This is a genomic window from Anaerostipes sp. (assembly GCF_018381315.1).
In the GTDB taxonomy this organism is placed as follows: domain Bacteria; phylum Bacillota; class Clostridia; order Lachnospirales; family Lachnospiraceae; genus Anaerostipes.
This window is the reverse complement of sequence record NZ_JAGZSD010000028.1, coordinates 1-17,474: the sequence shown is the minus strand read 5'-3', so window position 1 is coordinate 17,474 and position 17,474 is coordinate 1. Positions and strand designations below refer to the sequence as shown.

Below are 17,474 nucleotides of genomic sequence, written 5' to 3'. Positions count from 1 at the left end.
AATTTTACTCCATCGGAAGTTCCCCGAACAGAAAGCTGTCACGGTTCAGTGCACCGATCAATTTCCCGTCTGTATCTATAATCGGGCGGCCGGAGACAGTGAACTCCACATAGCCTACGCCTTTAAGCTGTGTCAGTGTATAGACGATAGCAGCCTTGCAGATGACATCTTCATTCGGCTCAATCTTCTTATATCCTATAGAAAAATCTACATATGCAATATTATTGGAAACTGTTACATTGCTGATGACAATATTGTCCGGTATGGCAGTTTTATACTCACTGCTTTTTTCGACCTTCTCCATCTGTGCCAAAAGCTCCTCTGCCCCCAGCTGACTGTTCATATCAGTATTGATCTTTTTATCTTTTTTGATCAGCTTTGTACAGCTCTTGTTTGTGTAATAGATGCCTGTTCCGTCTTTGCTCTCTGTGCCGTCCTGTTCCTCCTTGGAACAGCCGGCACATAAAAGCAGCACACAGGCAAGCACAAAAAGGGTACACACAGAAATCGTTCGTTTTTTTATCACTGTATCCCTCCTTATGCCTGATACTTCAGAGGAATTCTCACCGTAAATGTGGTGCCTTCTCCCTCTTTGCTGTATAACTTAATTTCGCCGTTGTGAACAAGGACTGCATTTTTTGTAATGGCAAGTCCGAGTCCCGTTCCTCCGGTCTCTCTGGACCTGGCCTTATCAACTCTGTAGAAACGCTCAAACACCTGTCCCTGGCAGTCTTCCGGTATACCTACCCCGGAATCTGCAACCTTCACATAAAAATACTTATGGTCGGCATTCAGCGATACACGCACCCATCCATTGTCCTGGTTATACTTGATTGCATTTTCAATCAGATTGGACAGTGCCAGACTGAGTTTCACCTCATCAATCTCTGCAGTAACCGGACGGAAAGACTCCAGAATCAGCTCAATGTTTCTCTGTCCTGCAATCGGCTTAAGCCGTTTCATGATCATCTCCAGCAGTTCATTGATATTCACGCCGGAAATCTCCAGTTTGGCTGCTTTCTTATCTAATTTAACCAGAGAAAGCAGATCAGAGATAATGACATTCTCCCGGTCAATCTCAGCTACGATATCGTTCATGAATTCGCGGTAAAGTTCTGCCGGAACATTCTCGCCCTGCTGCAGAAGAGAATCAGCCAGCACCTTCATAGAGGTCATCGGCGTCTTCAGCTCATGGGACACGTTGGATACAAACTCCTGCCGTGAATTTTCAAGGACCTGAGCCTTGGCAAGGATTTCGTTGACACTGCTGACCATATTTTTCACTTCTGTACATCCCACCACGCTGATGGCCTCATCTTCATGCCCGGAAGCGATAAAATCCAGATCCTTCTGGATCTTTCTGTAATCTTTGGTCAGCCAATAGCTTAAAAGGGCCCCGGCAGACATCCCGCAGATGATAAATGCCACTACGAGCATATTTCTCTGCTGCTTCATCTCATTGGAAACCGCTACAATATCACTCTTCGGAATCGTTGCAATGACGCTTCCCAGCACTTTCTTCTTACGGCTTCCCTTATTCATGATCGGTATCATGATCTCCACGTTTCTGCCCGACTCGGACACAATCCGTTTCTTGTTTCCGTTCATTATTTTTAACAGCTCACCAGAGATATAGAACTTATCCTGATAATCTGTCATTGTATCTTTTACTATCTTATAGTTGCTCTTTATGACAATAATCCGCCCGTGCAGGCCTGCTGCCAGTTCGTTGGTCTGATTAGAAATAGAGTTGGAGCTGTCATCAATGAGAAAATCCACTCCAACCACCTGGCCTGCCAGCCACTGGCACTGGCTGACAACTCCGTCAATCTTCTGCTGTTCTGCCTTTTTGCTGTATGAATCATTCAAAAGCTTGCTGAACAAAATGACCACAAATACTGTGATTACCAGCACCGAAATAAAAATGAGGAACTGCATGCTTTTCAGGTAGGAAAATCTGTCCTTCTTATGCCTGGAAATAATAACCTACCCCCCATTTTGTATGTACATAGTCTGGAACTCCCGGATTCACTTCAATCTTTTCACGCAGACGCCTTATGTGGACATCCACAGTTCTTGCATCACCCGGATAGTCATAACCCCATACGGTGTTCAGCAGGTCTTCTCTGCTGTATACTTTATTCGGATGGAATACAAGCAGTTCCAGCAGGTCAAATTCTTTAGCTGTCAGATTGACTTCTTTTCCGTTGATGTGAACCCTTCTGCTGTCACAGTCGATCTTTAAGCCGCGGCTTTCAATCACTCTCGGTGTCTCTGCAGGAGCTGCATGGCTGATGCTTCTTCGCAGAATGGCTTTGATCCTTGCTTTGACCTCCAGAATATTAAACGGTTTGGTCACATAATCATCGGCCCCGTACTCCAGTCCCAGAATCTTATCCATGTCATCACCCTTGGCTGTCAGCATGATAATCGGTACGGTTGAAAATTCCCTGATCGCCTGGCACACTTCATATCCGGTGAGTTTCGGGAGCATAACATCCAGAAGGATGATATCATATTGGTTCTCTTTCGCAAGCTCCAGAGCTTCCTCTCCGTCATAGGCGCAGTCGACCTCCATCTCATCCTGCTCAAGGCTGAACTTGATCCCTTTTACTATCAATTTTTCGTCATCAACAACCAGTACCTTTTTCATATTTTCACCTCAAACTAAACTGTTATCATGTCCTTGATCTTACTGTAGATCCCTTGTTTGATTCCCCGGATCTTCATAATATCTTCCGGTTTCTGAAAGCTTCCGTTCTCTTCCCTATAGGAAATAATATCGGAAGCCTTAGCTTCTCCTATACCTGAAAGCGTCATCAGCTCTTCCTTGGATGCTGTATTCAGATTTATCCTGCCATCCAGGGAAGAGCCATTTTCTGATGATACATTCTGCTTCTTTTCTGCTTCCTTCTTTGAGGGAACATAGATCTGCTGCCCGTCCTTCACAGGTTCTGCCTGATTGACCGCTTCCCTGGAAGCATTCTTTGTAAATCCGCCTGCCGAAGCTACAGCAGAAATAATCCTTGCATCTTTTGTGACTTCATAAACCCCCGGCTTTTTGACACTGCCACAGACATAGACACAGATCTTATCCTCCCTCTGCGCCTCGGCAGTTCTTTGGACTTCTGATCCTTTTTCTGCCTGCAGTCCGGACTTCTCTGTGCACCCTGCCGTACAGGCTGCAAAAAACAAAGCGGCGGCTATACATAAACATTTTGCTTTGAACAATTCAGGAACCTCCTTAACTGTACAAAGCGCCATCTATCCAAGTGTAAAATCTCTATTGCTATTGTAACTAATCTACCTCATTTTTACAAGGGCATCTTTTGGAACAGCTTCATGATTTCCATTTAAAAAGAAGGATCCCGGCTACAAACAAAACAACACCTAAAAGCTTCATCCACTGAAATCCCGTTTTTTCGACGCCAAACAGCCCAAAAACCTCAATGAGATATGACACGATCAGCTGTGCAGCCACTATCAGCATGGCAGATTTTGCCGGTCCGAGCAAACCAATGCTTTTAATAACCGTAAAGGTAATGCCGGCCCCCATGATACCTCCTAAAAGCACATATTTCGGCGACACCTTCATAAGGCTTAAAAAGCTCTGGTCTCTCTCTGCAAAAAGCCAGACGGCAAGACAGGTAAGCAGTCCCGTAAATTGTACAAAGGAACTGGCTGTCCAAAGCCCGGTCTGTTTTGAAACTTCTGTGTTAAATACACCCTGAATACTCATCAGAGCCCCTGATACTAACGCTATTATAAATCCAATCATAAAAAACCTCCAAAGATTTGTTACCCATAGTTTATCCTTGGAGGTTTTTGATTATTCATTTAAAAGGATGCCCTGAGCTTTTCTGCCATCAGATCTACATGGTCTTTTTCAATTACAAGCGGCGGAACAAACCTTAAAACATTATTTCCCGCTGAAATAAGAATCAATCCGTTTGAAAGGGCTTTTTTCACGATTTCTCCCACTGGTTTTTCCTCTGAAAATTCCAGCCCCTGCATGAGTCCCACACCCCGGTGGGCTGTGATAAAATCAAATTCTTCTTTTAAACTCTCCAGTGTTTCCCATAAGTAACTCCCGATTTCCTGTACGTGCGTAATCAGATCAAGAGCTTCAAACTGCTCAAAGACAGCGTTGACCGCGGCACCTGCCAGAGGATTCCCTCCATAAGTAGTTCCATGGTCTCCCGGCACAAGAATGCCGTCCGCCTTTTCTCCCACCACAAATGCCCCTACCGGAATTCCGCATCCCAGGGCTTTTGCGAGTGTCAGCACATCAGGTTTTACCCCATAGAGATCATGGGCGAACATAGAACCGCTGCGTCCCATTCCGCACTGAATCTCGTCAAAGATCAGCAAAAGATCTTTTTCATCGCACAGTTTTCTGAGTCCTTTTAAAAATTCAGGATCTGCAGGATAAATGCCGCCCTCTCCCTGAATCACCTCACATATAATGCCGCAGGTTCTGCCGGTCACCTTTGACGCCACATCTTCAAGGTTATTAAATTCAGCAAACACCGCCCGGAACTCCTTGGGCACAAACCCTTCCTGATATTTGGCGTTTCCCGTTACAGACAATGCCCCCTGGCTTCTTCCGTGAAAAGACTGGTCCATGGCGATAAATTCATATTCCTTATCCGGGTCCTTCTGATAGCCATATTTTCTGGCTACTTTTAGGGCCCCTTCAATGGCTTCTGTTCCGCTGTTGGTAAAAAATACTTTTTTCATCCCGGAGGCTTTTACGATTTTTTCTGCTGCCTCGATGGCCGGAACATTATAATACAGGTTTGATGTATGGATCAGTTTATCCACCTGAGACTTAAGAGCATCATTGTATGGTTTATTTCCGTACCCGAGGGCAAAGACTGCTATCCCTGCTCCAAAATCCAGATATTCTTTTCCGTCCGTATCGTACAGACAGACTCCTTCGCCCCGGTCTAAAACTACAGGGAAACGGTTGTAAGTTTTTAATATGTATGCTTCGCCTTCTTCTATAAAATGATTCATAATTTCCCCCTAAAAAATCGGATCTTTCAGAATCGCTGTTCCGATACCTTTTTGCGTCAAGAACTCAAGCAGAAGGCAGTGGTCCAGACGTCCGTCCAGAATATGGACTCTTGCAACACCGTTCTCGATCGCTTCAATACAGTTTTTAAGCTTCGGAAGCATTCCTCCGCCTACAACGCCTTTGTCTACAAACTCATGTGCCTGAGCCAGGTCCATCTCAGAGATCAGAGTACTCTTATCCTCCGGATCGATGAAAACTCCCTCAATATCAGTGAGGAAAACCAGCTTTTCTGCGTTTAAGGCAGAAGCAATCGCGCAGGCAGTGTCATCTGCGTTAATATTGTAACCGGCATACTCTTCTCCAAGTCCGATCGGCGAGATAACCGGCACAAAATCGTCCTCAATCAGTGCTTCCAGAAGATCGGTGTTCACTTCTTTTACATTTCCCACAAATCCAAGATCTTTTCCGGGGATTTCTTTCTTTTCTACTTTCATCATTTCCGCATCTTTTCCGGAAAGTCCAACAGCCTTAATTCCCTGCTGCGCCATCATGGCAACCAGTTCCTGGTTCACTTTAAACAGCACCATCTCAGCAATCTCCATGGTCTCTTTGTCTGTAACACGCAGACCATTGTAAAACTCCGGTTCTTTGCCGGAAAGCTTCACCCACTTGCTGATCTCTTTTCCTCCGCCGTGGACGATGATCGGCTTCATACCGATCAATTTCAAAAGTGCCACGTCTCTTATTACATTTTTCTGCAGGTCTGAATCCAGCATGGCGCTTCCGCCGTATTTAACCACCACATATTTTCCGCTGAAATAACGGATATACGGCAGGGCCTCAATTAAAATCTCCGCCTTCAGTGATTCATCTTCTAAAAATTTCTCGTCCATATTTCCTCTCCTTAACTTCTATAATCTGCATTGATAGATACATATTCATGGGTCAGGTCGCATCCCCACGCAGTTGCCTGTTCTTCTCCATTATGGATATCTATGACAGCCGTCACCTCATCTTCCGATAAAATCTCGGTGGCCCTTTCTTCTGAATAATCTGTAGCAACTCCATCTTTTACGATAGCAAGCCTTCCTTTCTTGCTTTCAAATGAAATGTCTACTTTGAGAGGATCAAAGGATTCGCCGGAATAACCCATGGCACACAAAATCCTTCCCCAGTTGGCATCTTTGCCGTAAATTGCCGCTTTTGTAAGGCTTGAAGTGACAACGGACTTGCTCAATGTTTTTGCACAGTCTTTGTCCGGTGCATGATGCACCTGTACTTCAAACAGCTTGGTGCAGCCTTCTCCGTCTCCTGCTATTTTCTTTGCCAGCTCACGGTTTACATACAAAAGAGCTTCTTTGAATATGTGGTAATCTTCATTCTTTTCTGTAATCTTCGGATTCCCTGCCATACCGTTTGCCAGGACAAACACCGTGTCATTGGTGGAAGTATCTCCGTCCACAGAAATCATGTTGAACGTATCCTCAATCAGCTCTCTCTGAAGTTCCAGGAGCAGATTCCTGTCAATGGATACGTCTGTGGCAATGAATCCAAGCATGGTTCCCATGTTCGGATGAATCATCCCGGAACCTTTGCAGATACCGCCCACAGTCACCTCTGTCCCGGAAAGTTCCACACTGACTGCGGCCTCTTTGATCTTGGTATCCGTAGTGAGGATTGCCTCTGCTGCATCTTTGCTGCTCTGACGGTCGTGCTTAAGTTCAGGAATTAAAAGCTTTACTCCTGCCTCAATCACATCCATAGGCAGCTGCTGTCCAATAACTCCGGTAGATCCTACCAGAACTTCTTCCTTTGATATACCAAGCCCTTCTGCTGCAATCTCTGCAGTTTTTACGGTATTTTCATACCCTTTTTCACCGGTACAGGCATTGGCAATCCCTGTATTTACCACCACTGCCCGGACTGCTTCCTGCTCATTGACCAGTTTCTGTCCCCACAGTACCGGTGCTGCCTTTACAATATTCCTTGTAAATGTTCCAGCTGCCGCCGCCGGCACTTCACTCAGGATCAAAGCCATATCTTTATTTGTCTTTCCAGGCTTCACCCCGGCCCTGAGCCCTGCTGCCAAAAATCCTTTTGGGGCTGTCACCCCTCCGTCCAATATCTTCATTGTCTCCTCCTTTTTGCTGTTCTTAAGGAAACATCGGAACCAATTCAAGTCCCTCTGTCTCAGCAAGCCCAAACATCAGATTCATATTCTGCACTGCCTGGCCGGCTGCCCCTTTTACCAGATTGTCCATGGCACCCATCATGATAATGCGCCCGGTCCTCTGATCAATCTTAAAATTCACATCCACATAGTTGCTTCCTTCCACCCATCTGGTTTCCGGGCACACATTTTCCGGAAGCACTCTCACAAACTTTTCTTCCTTATAATAAGAATCATAGATTTCCTTTACCTGCTCATATGTAACATCTTCCTTTAAAGAAGCGTAAGCTGTCACCAAAATCCCGCGGTTCATCGGAACCAGATGTGGAGTAAAATTAAGTACTACCGGTCGTCCGGATGCATAGCCAAGCTGATCTTCAATCTCCGGCGTATGCCTGTGGGAAGCTACCCCGTAGGCTTTGATATTCTCATTCACTTCACAGTACAGATTATTTACCTTGGCACCTCTTCCCGCCCCTGAAGTTCCGGATTTTGCATCAATAATGACCGTATTCATATCAATCAGTCCTTCTTTTGCCAATGGATATATAGAAAGAATCGAACAGGTCGGATAACATCCCGGATTGGCGATGAGCCTTGCCTTCTTTACCTCTTCTCTGTTGATCTCGCACAGGCCGTAAACCGCTTCCTTGATGAACTCTCTGCTGGGATGTTTGATCCCATACCACTCTTCGTAGCGGTCCGCATCTTTGATTCTGAAGTCAGCACTTAAATCTATGATCTTAGTTTTGGATAAAACTTCTTCTGATACAAGAGAGCTGCACAGTCCCTGTGGCGTTGCTGTAAAGATCACATCTGCTCTCTCTGCCAGTTCCTCCATATTATCATCCATACACTCGGCATCCACGATTTCGAACATGTTATGGAAGACATCATAATACTTCTGATCTATGTAACTTCTGGAACCATACCAGACAATCTCTGCATCCTTATGCTGCATCAGCAGACGGACCAGTTCCTGCCCTGCATAGCCCGTAGATCCTATAATTCCTGCTTTTATCATAATATTCTCCTCTTTTCCTGCATTTACGAATTGTTTATAATTATACATCTCTGTTATGTAATATGCAACACCTTTTTTATTGATAAATCTGAGTTTTTAATTCTTTTAAGCGGAACGGCACAATGTATATTTATACATTTATTCATGCATATATTCATTTATTTTGAAATTTTATGCACTTTATTTTGAAAAAGTCCTTGCATCTTCTCTTGTTATCCCGTATATTATTGAATAGAACACAGATGGAAATCTGATGGTACGAACTATATGAGGAGGAACAAAAATGAAAGAAAAAGTTGTATTGGCATACTCCGGCGGACTGGATACCACCGCGATTATCCCTTGGTTAAAAGAAAATTATGATTATGAAGTTATCTGCTGCTGTGTCGATGTGGGACAGGGTAATGAATTAGACGGCCTGGAAGAACGTGCAAAACTTTCCGGAGCCACAAAATTATATATTGAAGATGTTGTGGATGAGTTTGTGGATGACTATGTGATTCCGACTGTGAAAGCCGATGCAGTTTATGAAAATAAATATTTGCTCGGTACTTCATTTGCCCGTCCGGTCATCGCAAAAAAACTTGTGGAAATCGCAAGAAAAGAAGGTGCTGTCGCAATCTGCCACGGTGCTACAGGAAAAGGAAATGATCAGATCCGTTTTGAATTATCCATTATGGCATTAGCTCCTGATATCAAGATCATCGCCCCATGGCGTGAGCTGGACACATGGAAGATGGATTCCAGAGAAGACGAGATCCAGTACTGCAAAGACCACGGCATTGATCTTCCGTTTTCTGCAGAAAACAGCTACAGCCGTGACCGCAACTTATGGCACATCAGCCATGAAGGTCTGGAATTAGAAGATCCTGCTGTAGAACCTGATTATAATCACCTCTTAGTATTAGGGAACTCACCGGAGCAGGCTCCGGAAGAGGGAGAGTATGTTACTATTGCATTTGAATCCGGAGCTCCAGTTGCTGTCAACGGTGAAAAAATGAAAGCTTCTGATATTATCCGCAAGTTAAATGAACTGGGCGGAAAACACGGTATCGGCATCGTTGATATTGTAGAAAACCGGGTTGTAGGCATGAAATCCCGCGGTGTTTATGAGACTCCGGGAGGAACCATCCTGCTGGAAGCACACCAGCAGTTAGAAGAACTGGTATTAGACCGTGATACCATGGCTTTCAAAAAGATCGTAGCAGGCAAATTTGCCGATCTTGTCTATGAAGGCAAATGGTTCTGTCCATTAAGAGAAGGATTACAGTCTTTCATTGAGACAGTTGATAAGGATGTAACCGGGGAAGTGAAGTTTAAGCTTTACAAAGGCAACATCATCAAAGCCGGCACAACCTCTCCTCATACTCTTTACAGTGAATCTCTTGCAAGCTTTACAACCGGAGATTTATATGACCATCACGATGCTGAAGGCTTTATCCGCCTGTTCGGCCTGTCAATGAAAGTAAGAGCTTTAAAAGACCAGGGACTTGCAGACTAATCTGCGGGAAGTAAGATTTACATAAAATACCGGGACCGTATCAACATTTTGTTTTGCGGTCCCGGTATTTTTTCTTGTTTCATAAATCATATTTGGCAGCTTCGTTCCTATTCTGTCACATCTCCATTGCCGTTTACCGGTATGGCCTTTCCCAGAAATTTGGGCTTAGGCTTCACTACCGTATATCCAAAATCTTTGATCCTGGCGATGGCCTCCCTAAACTTTCTGGCTTTGTCGCCTTTATAGACAGCCTTGTCACAGGCCGCTCCCTTCACCTGAAGTCCCAGCGCCTGGGCATCATACACCGCACGGTACAGATGATATTTCTGCGTGATTACAATCACATTTTTTGCCTGAAAAATATCTCTTGCCCGATACATGGTTTCATAAGTAGAAAATCCAGCATGATCTTTAAAAACACACTTGGACGGCACTCCCTGTTCTACTGCATAGGCTTTCATCGTACTGACTTCATCATACCCTTGTGTTCCGTGATCCCCGCTCATAATGATCCGGTCTGCAAGACCCTGCTTATAAGCCGCAATCCCCATATCGACCCGCTCTTTCAGCATCAGACTCATCCTGCCGTCTTTTCTTACTTTTGCACCCAGCACAATCACCGCATCCGCCTTTTTCTGTTTATTACCGGTCAGACGGGTCCACGTCTCTATACTCTTTTCAGCCCGTTTTACAACGAACAAGTTAATCCCGCCTGCTGTCAGGAAACCTGCTGCTATAAGAATCACAAATAATCTCAGCAAAAAACTCCGCCGTTTCTTCTTTTGTCCCATCTTATCTCCCCTTTGTGCAAAAACTACAGCTTCAGCTTAGCAAATGCATCGGCAAACGCATTGTTAATCGGCTGCTCTGCCTCTTTCTGCTGCTTTTTCAGATAGCGGCTGACTTCCTTTTTGCTTACGCCCGCACCCTCTTTTTTCTTCCGCTCCTTAAAAGCGCTGAGCTTTTCTTTGTGGCCGCAGACACAGACAAATTTCTGTCCTTCTCCTTCGCCTACCATCTCCATTTTTTTGTGGCAGACAGGACATCTGGCGTTGCTGGTCCTTGACAGAGTCTTTCTGAAACCGCATTCCCGGTCCTGGCATACAAGAAAAGTGCCATGTTTTCCTTTTACCTTCAGCATAAATTTTCCGCACTCCGGACACTTATGGCGGGTCAGGTTTTCATGGCGGAACGTACCCTCGGCATGCTTAATCTCTTCGATGATCTGCCTCGTATATCCGCTGATCTCTCCCATAAACTTCCTGTCATCTTCCCGGCCCTCGGCGATAGCTGTAAGCCTGCGCTCCCACTCTGCCGTAAGCTCTGCTTTTCTTAAATCTTCCGGAACCAGTTCCAAAAGCTGCTTTGCCTTGGCGGTGATTACCACGTCATTACCGTTCTTTTCAAGCAGAAAACTGGAAAACAGCTTCTCTATAATATCCGCACGGGTAGCCACTGTTCCAAGCCCCTGCTTCTCCATTTTTGCGATCAAAGTTCCTTCTGTGTATCTGGCAGGAGGATTGGTCGTTCCTTCTGTAATCTTTATGGAGTCCACTGTGATCCTTGATCCTTCCCTCAGCGTTTTCAGCTTTTCTGAAGGAAGGGCCTCTCCTGTGCTCTCTTCTTCCTGGTAAATATCCTTCCATCCGGCTTTTACCATCACAGTACCTTTTGCCTCAAAAGTCTCCCCCTGAATGGTCCCGGAAAGAAATGTCTGCTCATACTCGCAGGCCGGTGACAATACGGCAAGGAAGCGTTTTACTACCAGATCATAAATCTTTCGTTCGTCGAAACTCATATCCGTCAGAAAAACAGGCTGCTCCGTCGGGATAATGGCATGATGGTCTGTAACTTTGCTGTCATTGATAAATGAAGCTGACCCACTGACCTTTTTTGTCATAAGTTTTGCTGTCCACTGCTTGTAAGGTCCCACACTCACTGCTTTCAGCCGTTCCTTTATCGTATCGGCCATATCGCTGCTCAGAAAACGGGAATCAGTTCTCGGATAAGTGAGAACCTTATGGTGCTCATATAAACTCTGCATCAAATTAAGTGTCTGCTTAGCAGAAAAACCAAATCTCTTATTTGCATCCGTCTGCAGATCCGTCAGGTTATAAAGTGACGGAGCATAGGTTTTCTTCGGTTTTTTAGAAATCTTCCCGATCAGAAGCGGCGCGTCCTGGACCGTTTTCTTTATCTTTTCTATTTTCTCCCTGTCAAAGCTCTGCCCGCTTCCTGACTTTTTGTCCTTCCATGTGAATGTCATTCCCTGGGCAGCCGCTTTGATCCCATAAAACTTTTTCGGCCGGAATGTACGGATTTCATCTTCCCGTTTAGCAATCATGGCAAGTGTAGGTGTCTGGACTCTTCCGCAGGACAGCTGGGCATTATATTTACAGGTCAATGCTCTTGTAGCGTTGATTCCTACCAGCCAGTCCGCCTCTGCTCTTGCCACTGCCGCATGATAGAGATTTTCATATTCTCTGCCGGGCTTTAAATGTGCAAAACCTTCCCGGATCGCTTTGTCTGTCACTGACGAAATCCAAAGTCTCTGCACAGGTTTTTGACTGCCTGCTTTCTTAAGAATCCACCGGGCAACCAGCTCCCCCTCCCGTCCTGCATCCGTAGCGATAATTATATCTGACACATCGTTTCTGAAGATCAGTTTTTTAACAGCCTGATACTGTTTTGATGTCTTGCCGATTACCACAAGCTTCCACTGCTCGGGCATCATAGGAAGGGTGTCCATGCTCCACTGTTTGTACTGATTTCCATACTGCTCCGGATCGGCCAGAGTCACCAAATGCCCCAGCGCCCAGGTCACAATATACTTTTCACCTTCCATAAAGGAAGAACCTTTCTGCCTGCATCCCAAAACCCTTGCAATATCCCTTGCCACTGATGGCTTTTCTGCGATCACTAATCTTTTTTTCAATTCCTTATCCTCATTTCTTACTTTTACCGCCGATTGCTGACAGCACCATCCAGCAGCACCCGGATCTTCCCCAGGTACCGCCGGGTCTGCTTCTTCTCCTCATCTGTCAGCCGGCTGTCTTTCATATCTGCTTCTATATTTCTGCGTCCTGTTTCAAAATAATCCTCTGCTGTTTTCCCATCCTGGTTGACAGCGGACGGATCGGCTCCTGCATACAAAAGGGTGCGGACATTATCCACTGTATCTTGATTCACACTGCCATTGGCCATAAAACATGCAAACATCAGCGGAGTTGTCCCGTCTTTATCCCGATAATCTGCACTGGCTCCGGCCTTCAGAAGCTGCCGGACCAGTTTTGTATCCCCAAAGGAGATGGCCTCATAAAGCGGAGTTCTCCGGCGGAAAACAATGTCGCTGTCTGTCTGGTAATCAGAGTTCACCTCTGCGCCCTGCTCTATGAGAAATGCCACCATGCTGTACATGCGGTCCCTGTCAAGAGCGTCTATCGCCATAATCAGCGGGGCAGCGGATGCCGGCTGGCTGGAATCATTGAGATCCAGCCCCTGGCTCACCATTCGTTTGATTTCTTTCTTTTTATTATAAAAGATGTTATATTGGACCGTTCCTTCTTTATATTCAGATTTCTTTGCCGCCCGTTTTCCGGCTGAGTGCAGAACACCCAGCAAAAAGCACCCTACCATCAGGATAAACAATAAAACAGCTGCCAATCTTTTATGTACGGCTGGTATTTTTTTCATAAGAATCACCTCACAGTTTCCATTATATAGAACCCTCTCTGGCTAATTCTTATGAAAATACTTATATTTTTATTATAGTTTCTTATAAAAATCTAAATCCCAACCGGACCCGGACATGAGAAACCGGCATAAAATGCAGGCATTCCCGATGTTTTTTATTATAACATGAAGAAAACAATTTACAAAATCTTATAATGAGGCTTTTCCTCATGAAACAGCTTATACCTGAGGAAATCATCCATAACAATCGCTACGCTGGACGCAAAAAACCAAAGTACCGAGTATAAAAGGCAGATCTGTCCCTTGAAATTGTATGGAAGCTCTGAATAGTCCCATATTTCCCAGCCAAGCCATACATTCACGATCAGGCCGGTGACCAGTTCAAGTCCTGTGATGATAAAAGCCGAAAGTACCATCTGGCTTAAGAAGCTCATTTTGATCTTAACACTCTCATTCAGCAGCCCGATACACAAAAAACAGGCGCCTCCGCACAGGAACATTGTATAATGGGAATATCCCCTGACTAAAACTTCAGTAAAGAAATATGCCATCCCGCCCAAAACAAATAAAACTAAATGCTTTTCTATTTTTAATCTTCGTTCCATTCTCATCACCCGTTTTTTAAATATTGTGTGCGATGCCGGGTTTGGTTATACGCGATTTTTGCTTAAAAAATATAGTAAATATTGCATTTATAGTGTAAAATATTATGGTTAGAATTTATCAAAAGACAAATTAATAAGAAATGAGGAAATACATATGGCACAATTATGGGGTGGCAGGTTCACCAAGGAAACGGATCAGCTGGTTTACAATTTTAACGCTTCCATCGGTTTTGATCAAAAATTTTACCGTCAGGATATTGAGGGCAGTATTGCACATGTCACTATGCTGGCAAGCACGGGTGTTCTCACGGAGGAGGAAAAGGATCAGATTATTGAAGGTTTAAACGGCATCCTTTCAGACATTGAGTCCGGAACCATTGAGATCACCAGCGAATATGAAGACATTCACAGCTTTGTGGAGGCAAACCTGATTGACCGCATCGGAGATGCAGGCAAAAAGCTTCACACCGGAAGAAGCCGCAATGACCAGGTGGCCTTAGATATGAAGCTCTATACAAGAGATGAGATCTCTGCCGTCAAGGAACTTTTAAAGGAATTGATGGAAACCCTCCACCAGATCATGAAAGACCATCTTGATACATTTATGCCCGGTTTTACCCACCTGCAGAAGGCTCAGCCTGTCACGCTGGCACACCATGTGGGTGCCTACATGGAGATGTTCAAGAGAGACTACTCCCGTCTGACAGATATATATGAGAGAATGAATTACTGCCCTTTGGGCTCCGGAGCGCTGGCAGGGACAACCTACCCTCTCGACCGGAAAATGACCGCAGATCTTTTGGATTTTTACGGTCCGACTCTAAACAGTATGGATTCTGTCTCTGACCGGGATTATATCATAGAGTTATTATCTGCTCTTTCTACCATTATGATGCATTTGAGCCGATTCAGTGAAGAGATCATTGTGTGGAATTCCAACGAATATCAGTTTGTCTCCATCGATGATGGTTTCAGTACCGGAAGCAGCATCATGCCTCAGAAAAAAAATCCTGACATCGCAGAGCTGGTGCGCGGAAAGACCGGCCGGGTTTACGCTGCACTGACCTCCATTCTTACAACCATGAAGGGAATACCTCTGGCCTACAATAAGGACATGCAGGAGGATAAGGAATACACCTTTGATGCCATTGACACTGTAAAGGGCTGCTTAAGCTTGTTTACGGGCATGATGAAAACTATGACGTTCAACAAGGACCGCATGGAAGACAGTGCAAAAAATGGCTTCACCAATGCAACTGATGCAGCTGACTATCTGGTAAACCACGGAGTTCCGTTCAGAGATGCACACGGTATTGTCGGACAGCTGGTTCTTCTGTGTATTGAAAAGAATATCTCCCTGGATGACCTTCCCCTGGAAGAGTACTTAAAGATCAGCCCTGCCTTTGACGAAGATATCTATGAGGCGATCAGCATGAAGACCTGTGTGGAAAAACGAAATACAATCGGAGCACCGGGGCAGGCTGCCATGAAAAAAGTGATTGAAATAAACGAAGCATATTTAAAGGAAATCTAAATGAAAAAAAGATGTTTGCTGTCTGTAATGCTGCTGTCCCTGGTCTTTTTGTGGGGCTGCGGCATTGAGCTTAACAGCCGCATGGAATTAAATAAAGATTTTTCCGGCCACCGGATTATGACATGTACCGTAAGTTCTTCGGATCTGTCCAGGTACTTCTCCGGTTCCAAAAAGGACTTGGACAAGGTCATCCGGGATGCCTGCCCGAAGGCTCTGGTCTACAAACAAACCTCAGATCAGAACAACACAGTCTACACCTTCCGTCTGGATTATTCATCCAAAAAGGATTATAAAAAAAAGGTAGAATCCATGCTGAATTTTGCACCTGAAATTAAATACAGCTATTCAGATTCTCCTTTTGCCAAAGGGGTCCAGTACTCAGAAAACTTTTCTACAAAGGATTTGATGTCCTGGCTTTACACAGCCCTTTATGAGAAAGGTTATGCAGACCATAAAAGTGTAGACGATCTCTGGAATCTAAAGAATACAGAGTTTGTCTTTGCGGGGAAAAAATACGAGACAGATGACAAAATCAGTATCAATGAGATGAGTTATGTGCCTGTATCTTCTATTGACATTAAGACCAGCGAAACGGCGGATATGAAGCTGAAACGGATTATCTCCATCCGGCTGCCGAAAGACACATTAGAAAAACACTCTTCTGCTGTCAGCAGCTACTTTTCCGGCTCTTCCTATCAGAAAAAATGGAAAAATGAGAAGGACGGAAAAACTCTCGTCATCTCTTTTACCAAAGACAATTTTTCTGATTTGTGCGCTGTGACGCGAAAAGTGCTTCATACCTCAGATACCAGAGGTACTTACCGGGTAGACACGAAAAACGGCAGTCCTTTTGAATTTCAGCTGGATTTTGAAGAGACGCTGGATTTTAAAAATTTTGCGGATGAATCGGGCAAGGTTCCTGTGACCTACACTTATACTGCCAATGACTCCTTTTCAGACAGCGGTGAACAGAAGATTATCGACGGAAAAATATCCAAACAGAAAGTAAATTTTTCTTCTTCCTTTGCCCAGCCTGTGAGAAAATACGACATAACAGAAGTATATAAGGATAAAAATGATATCCGCAGAAGTTTTAGTTTTGTTTTTTCATCTCTGTGCAATAAACGGGAACTGGCTAAGTTAAAAGAAAGCTTTATGGGAAGTACGATTTCAAATGTTTCTCTGGATAAGGAAGATGACCACCGTCTTTCTTTTGTGCAGAAAGGCAGCGTAAAACAATGTGATGCAGATTTAAAGAAAATCTGGAAGGGCTCCTCATCAAGTTATGAGTCCAAAAATTCACTTTTTCAGGGACAGACATCAGATTATACCAGCAAGTTCAGGCTGCATCTGAATAACAAAAAAGCTAAGGGTACCTTTACATTTGCTTCTGTCAGCAAAGATACCTCTTCCGAGTTCACTGTGGCCTCAGGCTCATACAAAAAAATTGAGATGGCACAAAATATAGCAGACAAACCGGTTTCCGCCCTCATGGAAAGCAATGAATCCGTTGCTTCTATTCATAAGTGTAAGCTTACCGGTGACGAATTTACTTTTAATTATAAAGGGAATACTGCCACTCATCATATTCTGAACATTTTAAAATTCCTGCTTCCGCTTGGCCTTCTCATATTGTCTGCGATACTGCTGTACACCAAGCAGAGTTCTGTGCTCTATTGGCTGAAAAAGGCTAAAAAAACCATACAGGAACGTTTTAAAAAATCTAAATAATAATTTTTTCTTTCCATGAATTTTATAAACGATAAAGAGCCGGGGCATTTTAATCCCCGGCTCTTTGTATTCATCTGTATGGCCGTTCTATGATTTGTTACCAAACTCTCCAGTTCATCATTTTGCTGTATTTTCCAAACACCTTTTTCCCTGCGGAGTCTGTTTTATATGCCCTGACTTTTATGTAATATCTCTT

At 44.4% G+C, this 17,474-nt stretch carries 16 protein-coding genes; 3 read left to right on the top strand and 13 right to left on the bottom strand.

Annotation, left to right across the window (positions count from 1 at the left end; all coding sequences use genetic code 11):
• Nucleotides 1-4 precede the first annotated feature (4 nt).
• The 9 genes from KH180_RS15565 to argC all read right to left on the bottom strand — a co-directional run bounded on the left by KH180_RS15565 (nt 5) and on the right by argC (nt 8,214).
• Entirely contained in the window at nt 5-526 is a 522-nt protein-coding gene (locus KH180_RS15565) for a GerMN domain-containing protein (RefSeq protein ID WP_290761987.1), read from the bottom strand.
• A gap of 11 nt (nt 527-537) precedes the next feature.
• Nucleotides 538-1,938, bottom strand: a complete 1,401-nt coding sequence (locus tag KH180_RS15560; RefSeq protein WP_442859932.1) for a sensor histidine kinase — start codon at nt 1,936-1,938, stop codon at nt 538-540.
• Nucleotides 1,939-1,966: 28 nt separating this feature from the next.
• Complete coding sequence (locus KH180_RS15555; RefSeq protein ID WP_290761981.1) at nt 1,967-2,653, bottom strand: response regulator transcription factor; 687 nt, start codon at nt 2,651-2,653, stop codon at nt 1,967-1,969.
• A gap of 14 nt (nt 2,654-2,667) precedes the next feature.
• A complete protein-coding gene (locus KH180_RS15550) occupies nt 2,668-3,231 on the bottom strand; it encodes a helix-hairpin-helix domain-containing protein (protein ID WP_290761978.1) in 564 nt (187 codons plus the stop codon).
• 109 nt (nt 3,232-3,340) lie between these two features.
• Entirely contained in the window at nt 3,341-3,778 is a 438-nt protein-coding gene (locus KH180_RS15545; RefSeq protein WP_290761975.1) for a DMT family transporter, read from the bottom strand.
• Between the two features lie 59 nt (nt 3,779-3,837).
• Nucleotides 3,838-5,019, bottom strand: coding sequence for an aspartate aminotransferase family protein (locus KH180_RS15540; protein WP_290761972.1), 1,182 nt, complete (start codon nt 5,017-5,019; stop codon nt 3,838-3,840).
• A gap of 9 nt (nt 5,020-5,028) precedes the next feature.
• A complete protein-coding gene (gene argB, locus KH180_RS15535; protein ID WP_290761969.1) occupies nt 5,029-5,913 on the bottom strand; it encodes an acetylglutamate kinase in 885 nt (294 codons plus the stop codon).
• Nucleotides 5,914-5,924: 11 nt separating this feature from the next.
• Nucleotides 5,925-7,151 (bottom strand): bifunctional ornithine acetyltransferase/N-acetylglutamate synthase, encoded by a 1,227-nt coding sequence (gene argJ / locus KH180_RS15530; protein ID WP_290761966.1) that lies wholly within the window; start codon nt 7,149-7,151, stop codon nt 5,925-5,927.
• A 22-nt stretch (nt 7,152-7,173) separates the two neighbouring features.
• On the bottom strand, nt 7,174-8,214 hold the full coding sequence (argC, locus tag KH180_RS15525; RefSeq protein ID WP_290761963.1) for an N-acetyl-gamma-glutamyl-phosphate reductase: 1,041 nt from the start codon (nt 8,212-8,214) through the stop codon (nt 7,174-7,176).
• Nucleotides 8,215-8,497: 283 nt separating this feature from the next.
• Between argC and KH180_RS15520 the strand changes: the two genes are divergently transcribed.
• Nucleotides 8,498-9,715, top strand: a complete 1,218-nt coding sequence (locus tag KH180_RS15520; RefSeq protein ID WP_290761955.1) for an argininosuccinate synthase — start codon at nt 8,498-8,500, stop codon at nt 9,713-9,715.
• A gap of 107 nt (nt 9,716-9,822) precedes the next feature.
• Here the strand turns inward: KH180_RS15520 and KH180_RS15515 are convergent, their stop codons facing one another.
• The 4 genes from KH180_RS15515 to KH180_RS15500 form a co-directional block, all read right to left on the bottom strand.
• Nucleotides 9,823-10,506 carry a SanA/YdcF family protein gene (locus KH180_RS15515; RefSeq protein WP_290761952.1) on the bottom strand — a complete coding sequence of 228 codons (684 nt, stop codon included), beginning with the start codon at nt 10,504-10,506 and terminating at the stop codon, nt 9,823-9,825.
• A gap of 23 nt (nt 10,507-10,529) precedes the next feature.
• Entirely contained in the window at nt 10,530-12,650 is a 2,121-nt protein-coding gene (locus KH180_RS15510; RefSeq protein WP_290761949.1) for a DNA topoisomerase III, read from the bottom strand.
• Between the two features lie 23 nt (nt 12,651-12,673).
• Nucleotides 12,674-13,408, bottom strand: coding sequence for an ankyrin repeat domain-containing protein (locus KH180_RS15505; RefSeq protein ID WP_290761946.1), 735 nt, complete (start codon nt 13,406-13,408; stop codon nt 12,674-12,676).
• Between the two features lie 179 nt (nt 13,409-13,587).
• A complete protein-coding gene (locus KH180_RS15500; RefSeq protein ID WP_290761943.1) occupies nt 13,588-14,013 on the bottom strand; it encodes a putative ABC transporter permease in 426 nt (141 codons plus the stop codon).
• A gap of 154 nt (nt 14,014-14,167) precedes the next feature.
• Here KH180_RS15500 and argH point away from each other — a divergent pair, with 154 nt between their 5' ends.
• Nucleotides 14,168-15,547, top strand: coding sequence for an argininosuccinate lyase (gene argH / locus KH180_RS15495; RefSeq protein WP_290761940.1), 1,380 nt, complete (start codon nt 14,168-14,170; stop codon nt 15,545-15,547).
• Nucleotides 15,548-17,278 carry a hypothetical protein gene (locus KH180_RS15490; RefSeq protein ID WP_290761937.1) on the top strand — a complete coding sequence of 577 codons (1,731 nt, stop codon included), beginning with the start codon at nt 15,548-15,550 and terminating at the stop codon, nt 17,276-17,278.
• The last annotated feature ends 196 nt before the right edge of the window (nt 17,279-17,474 follow it).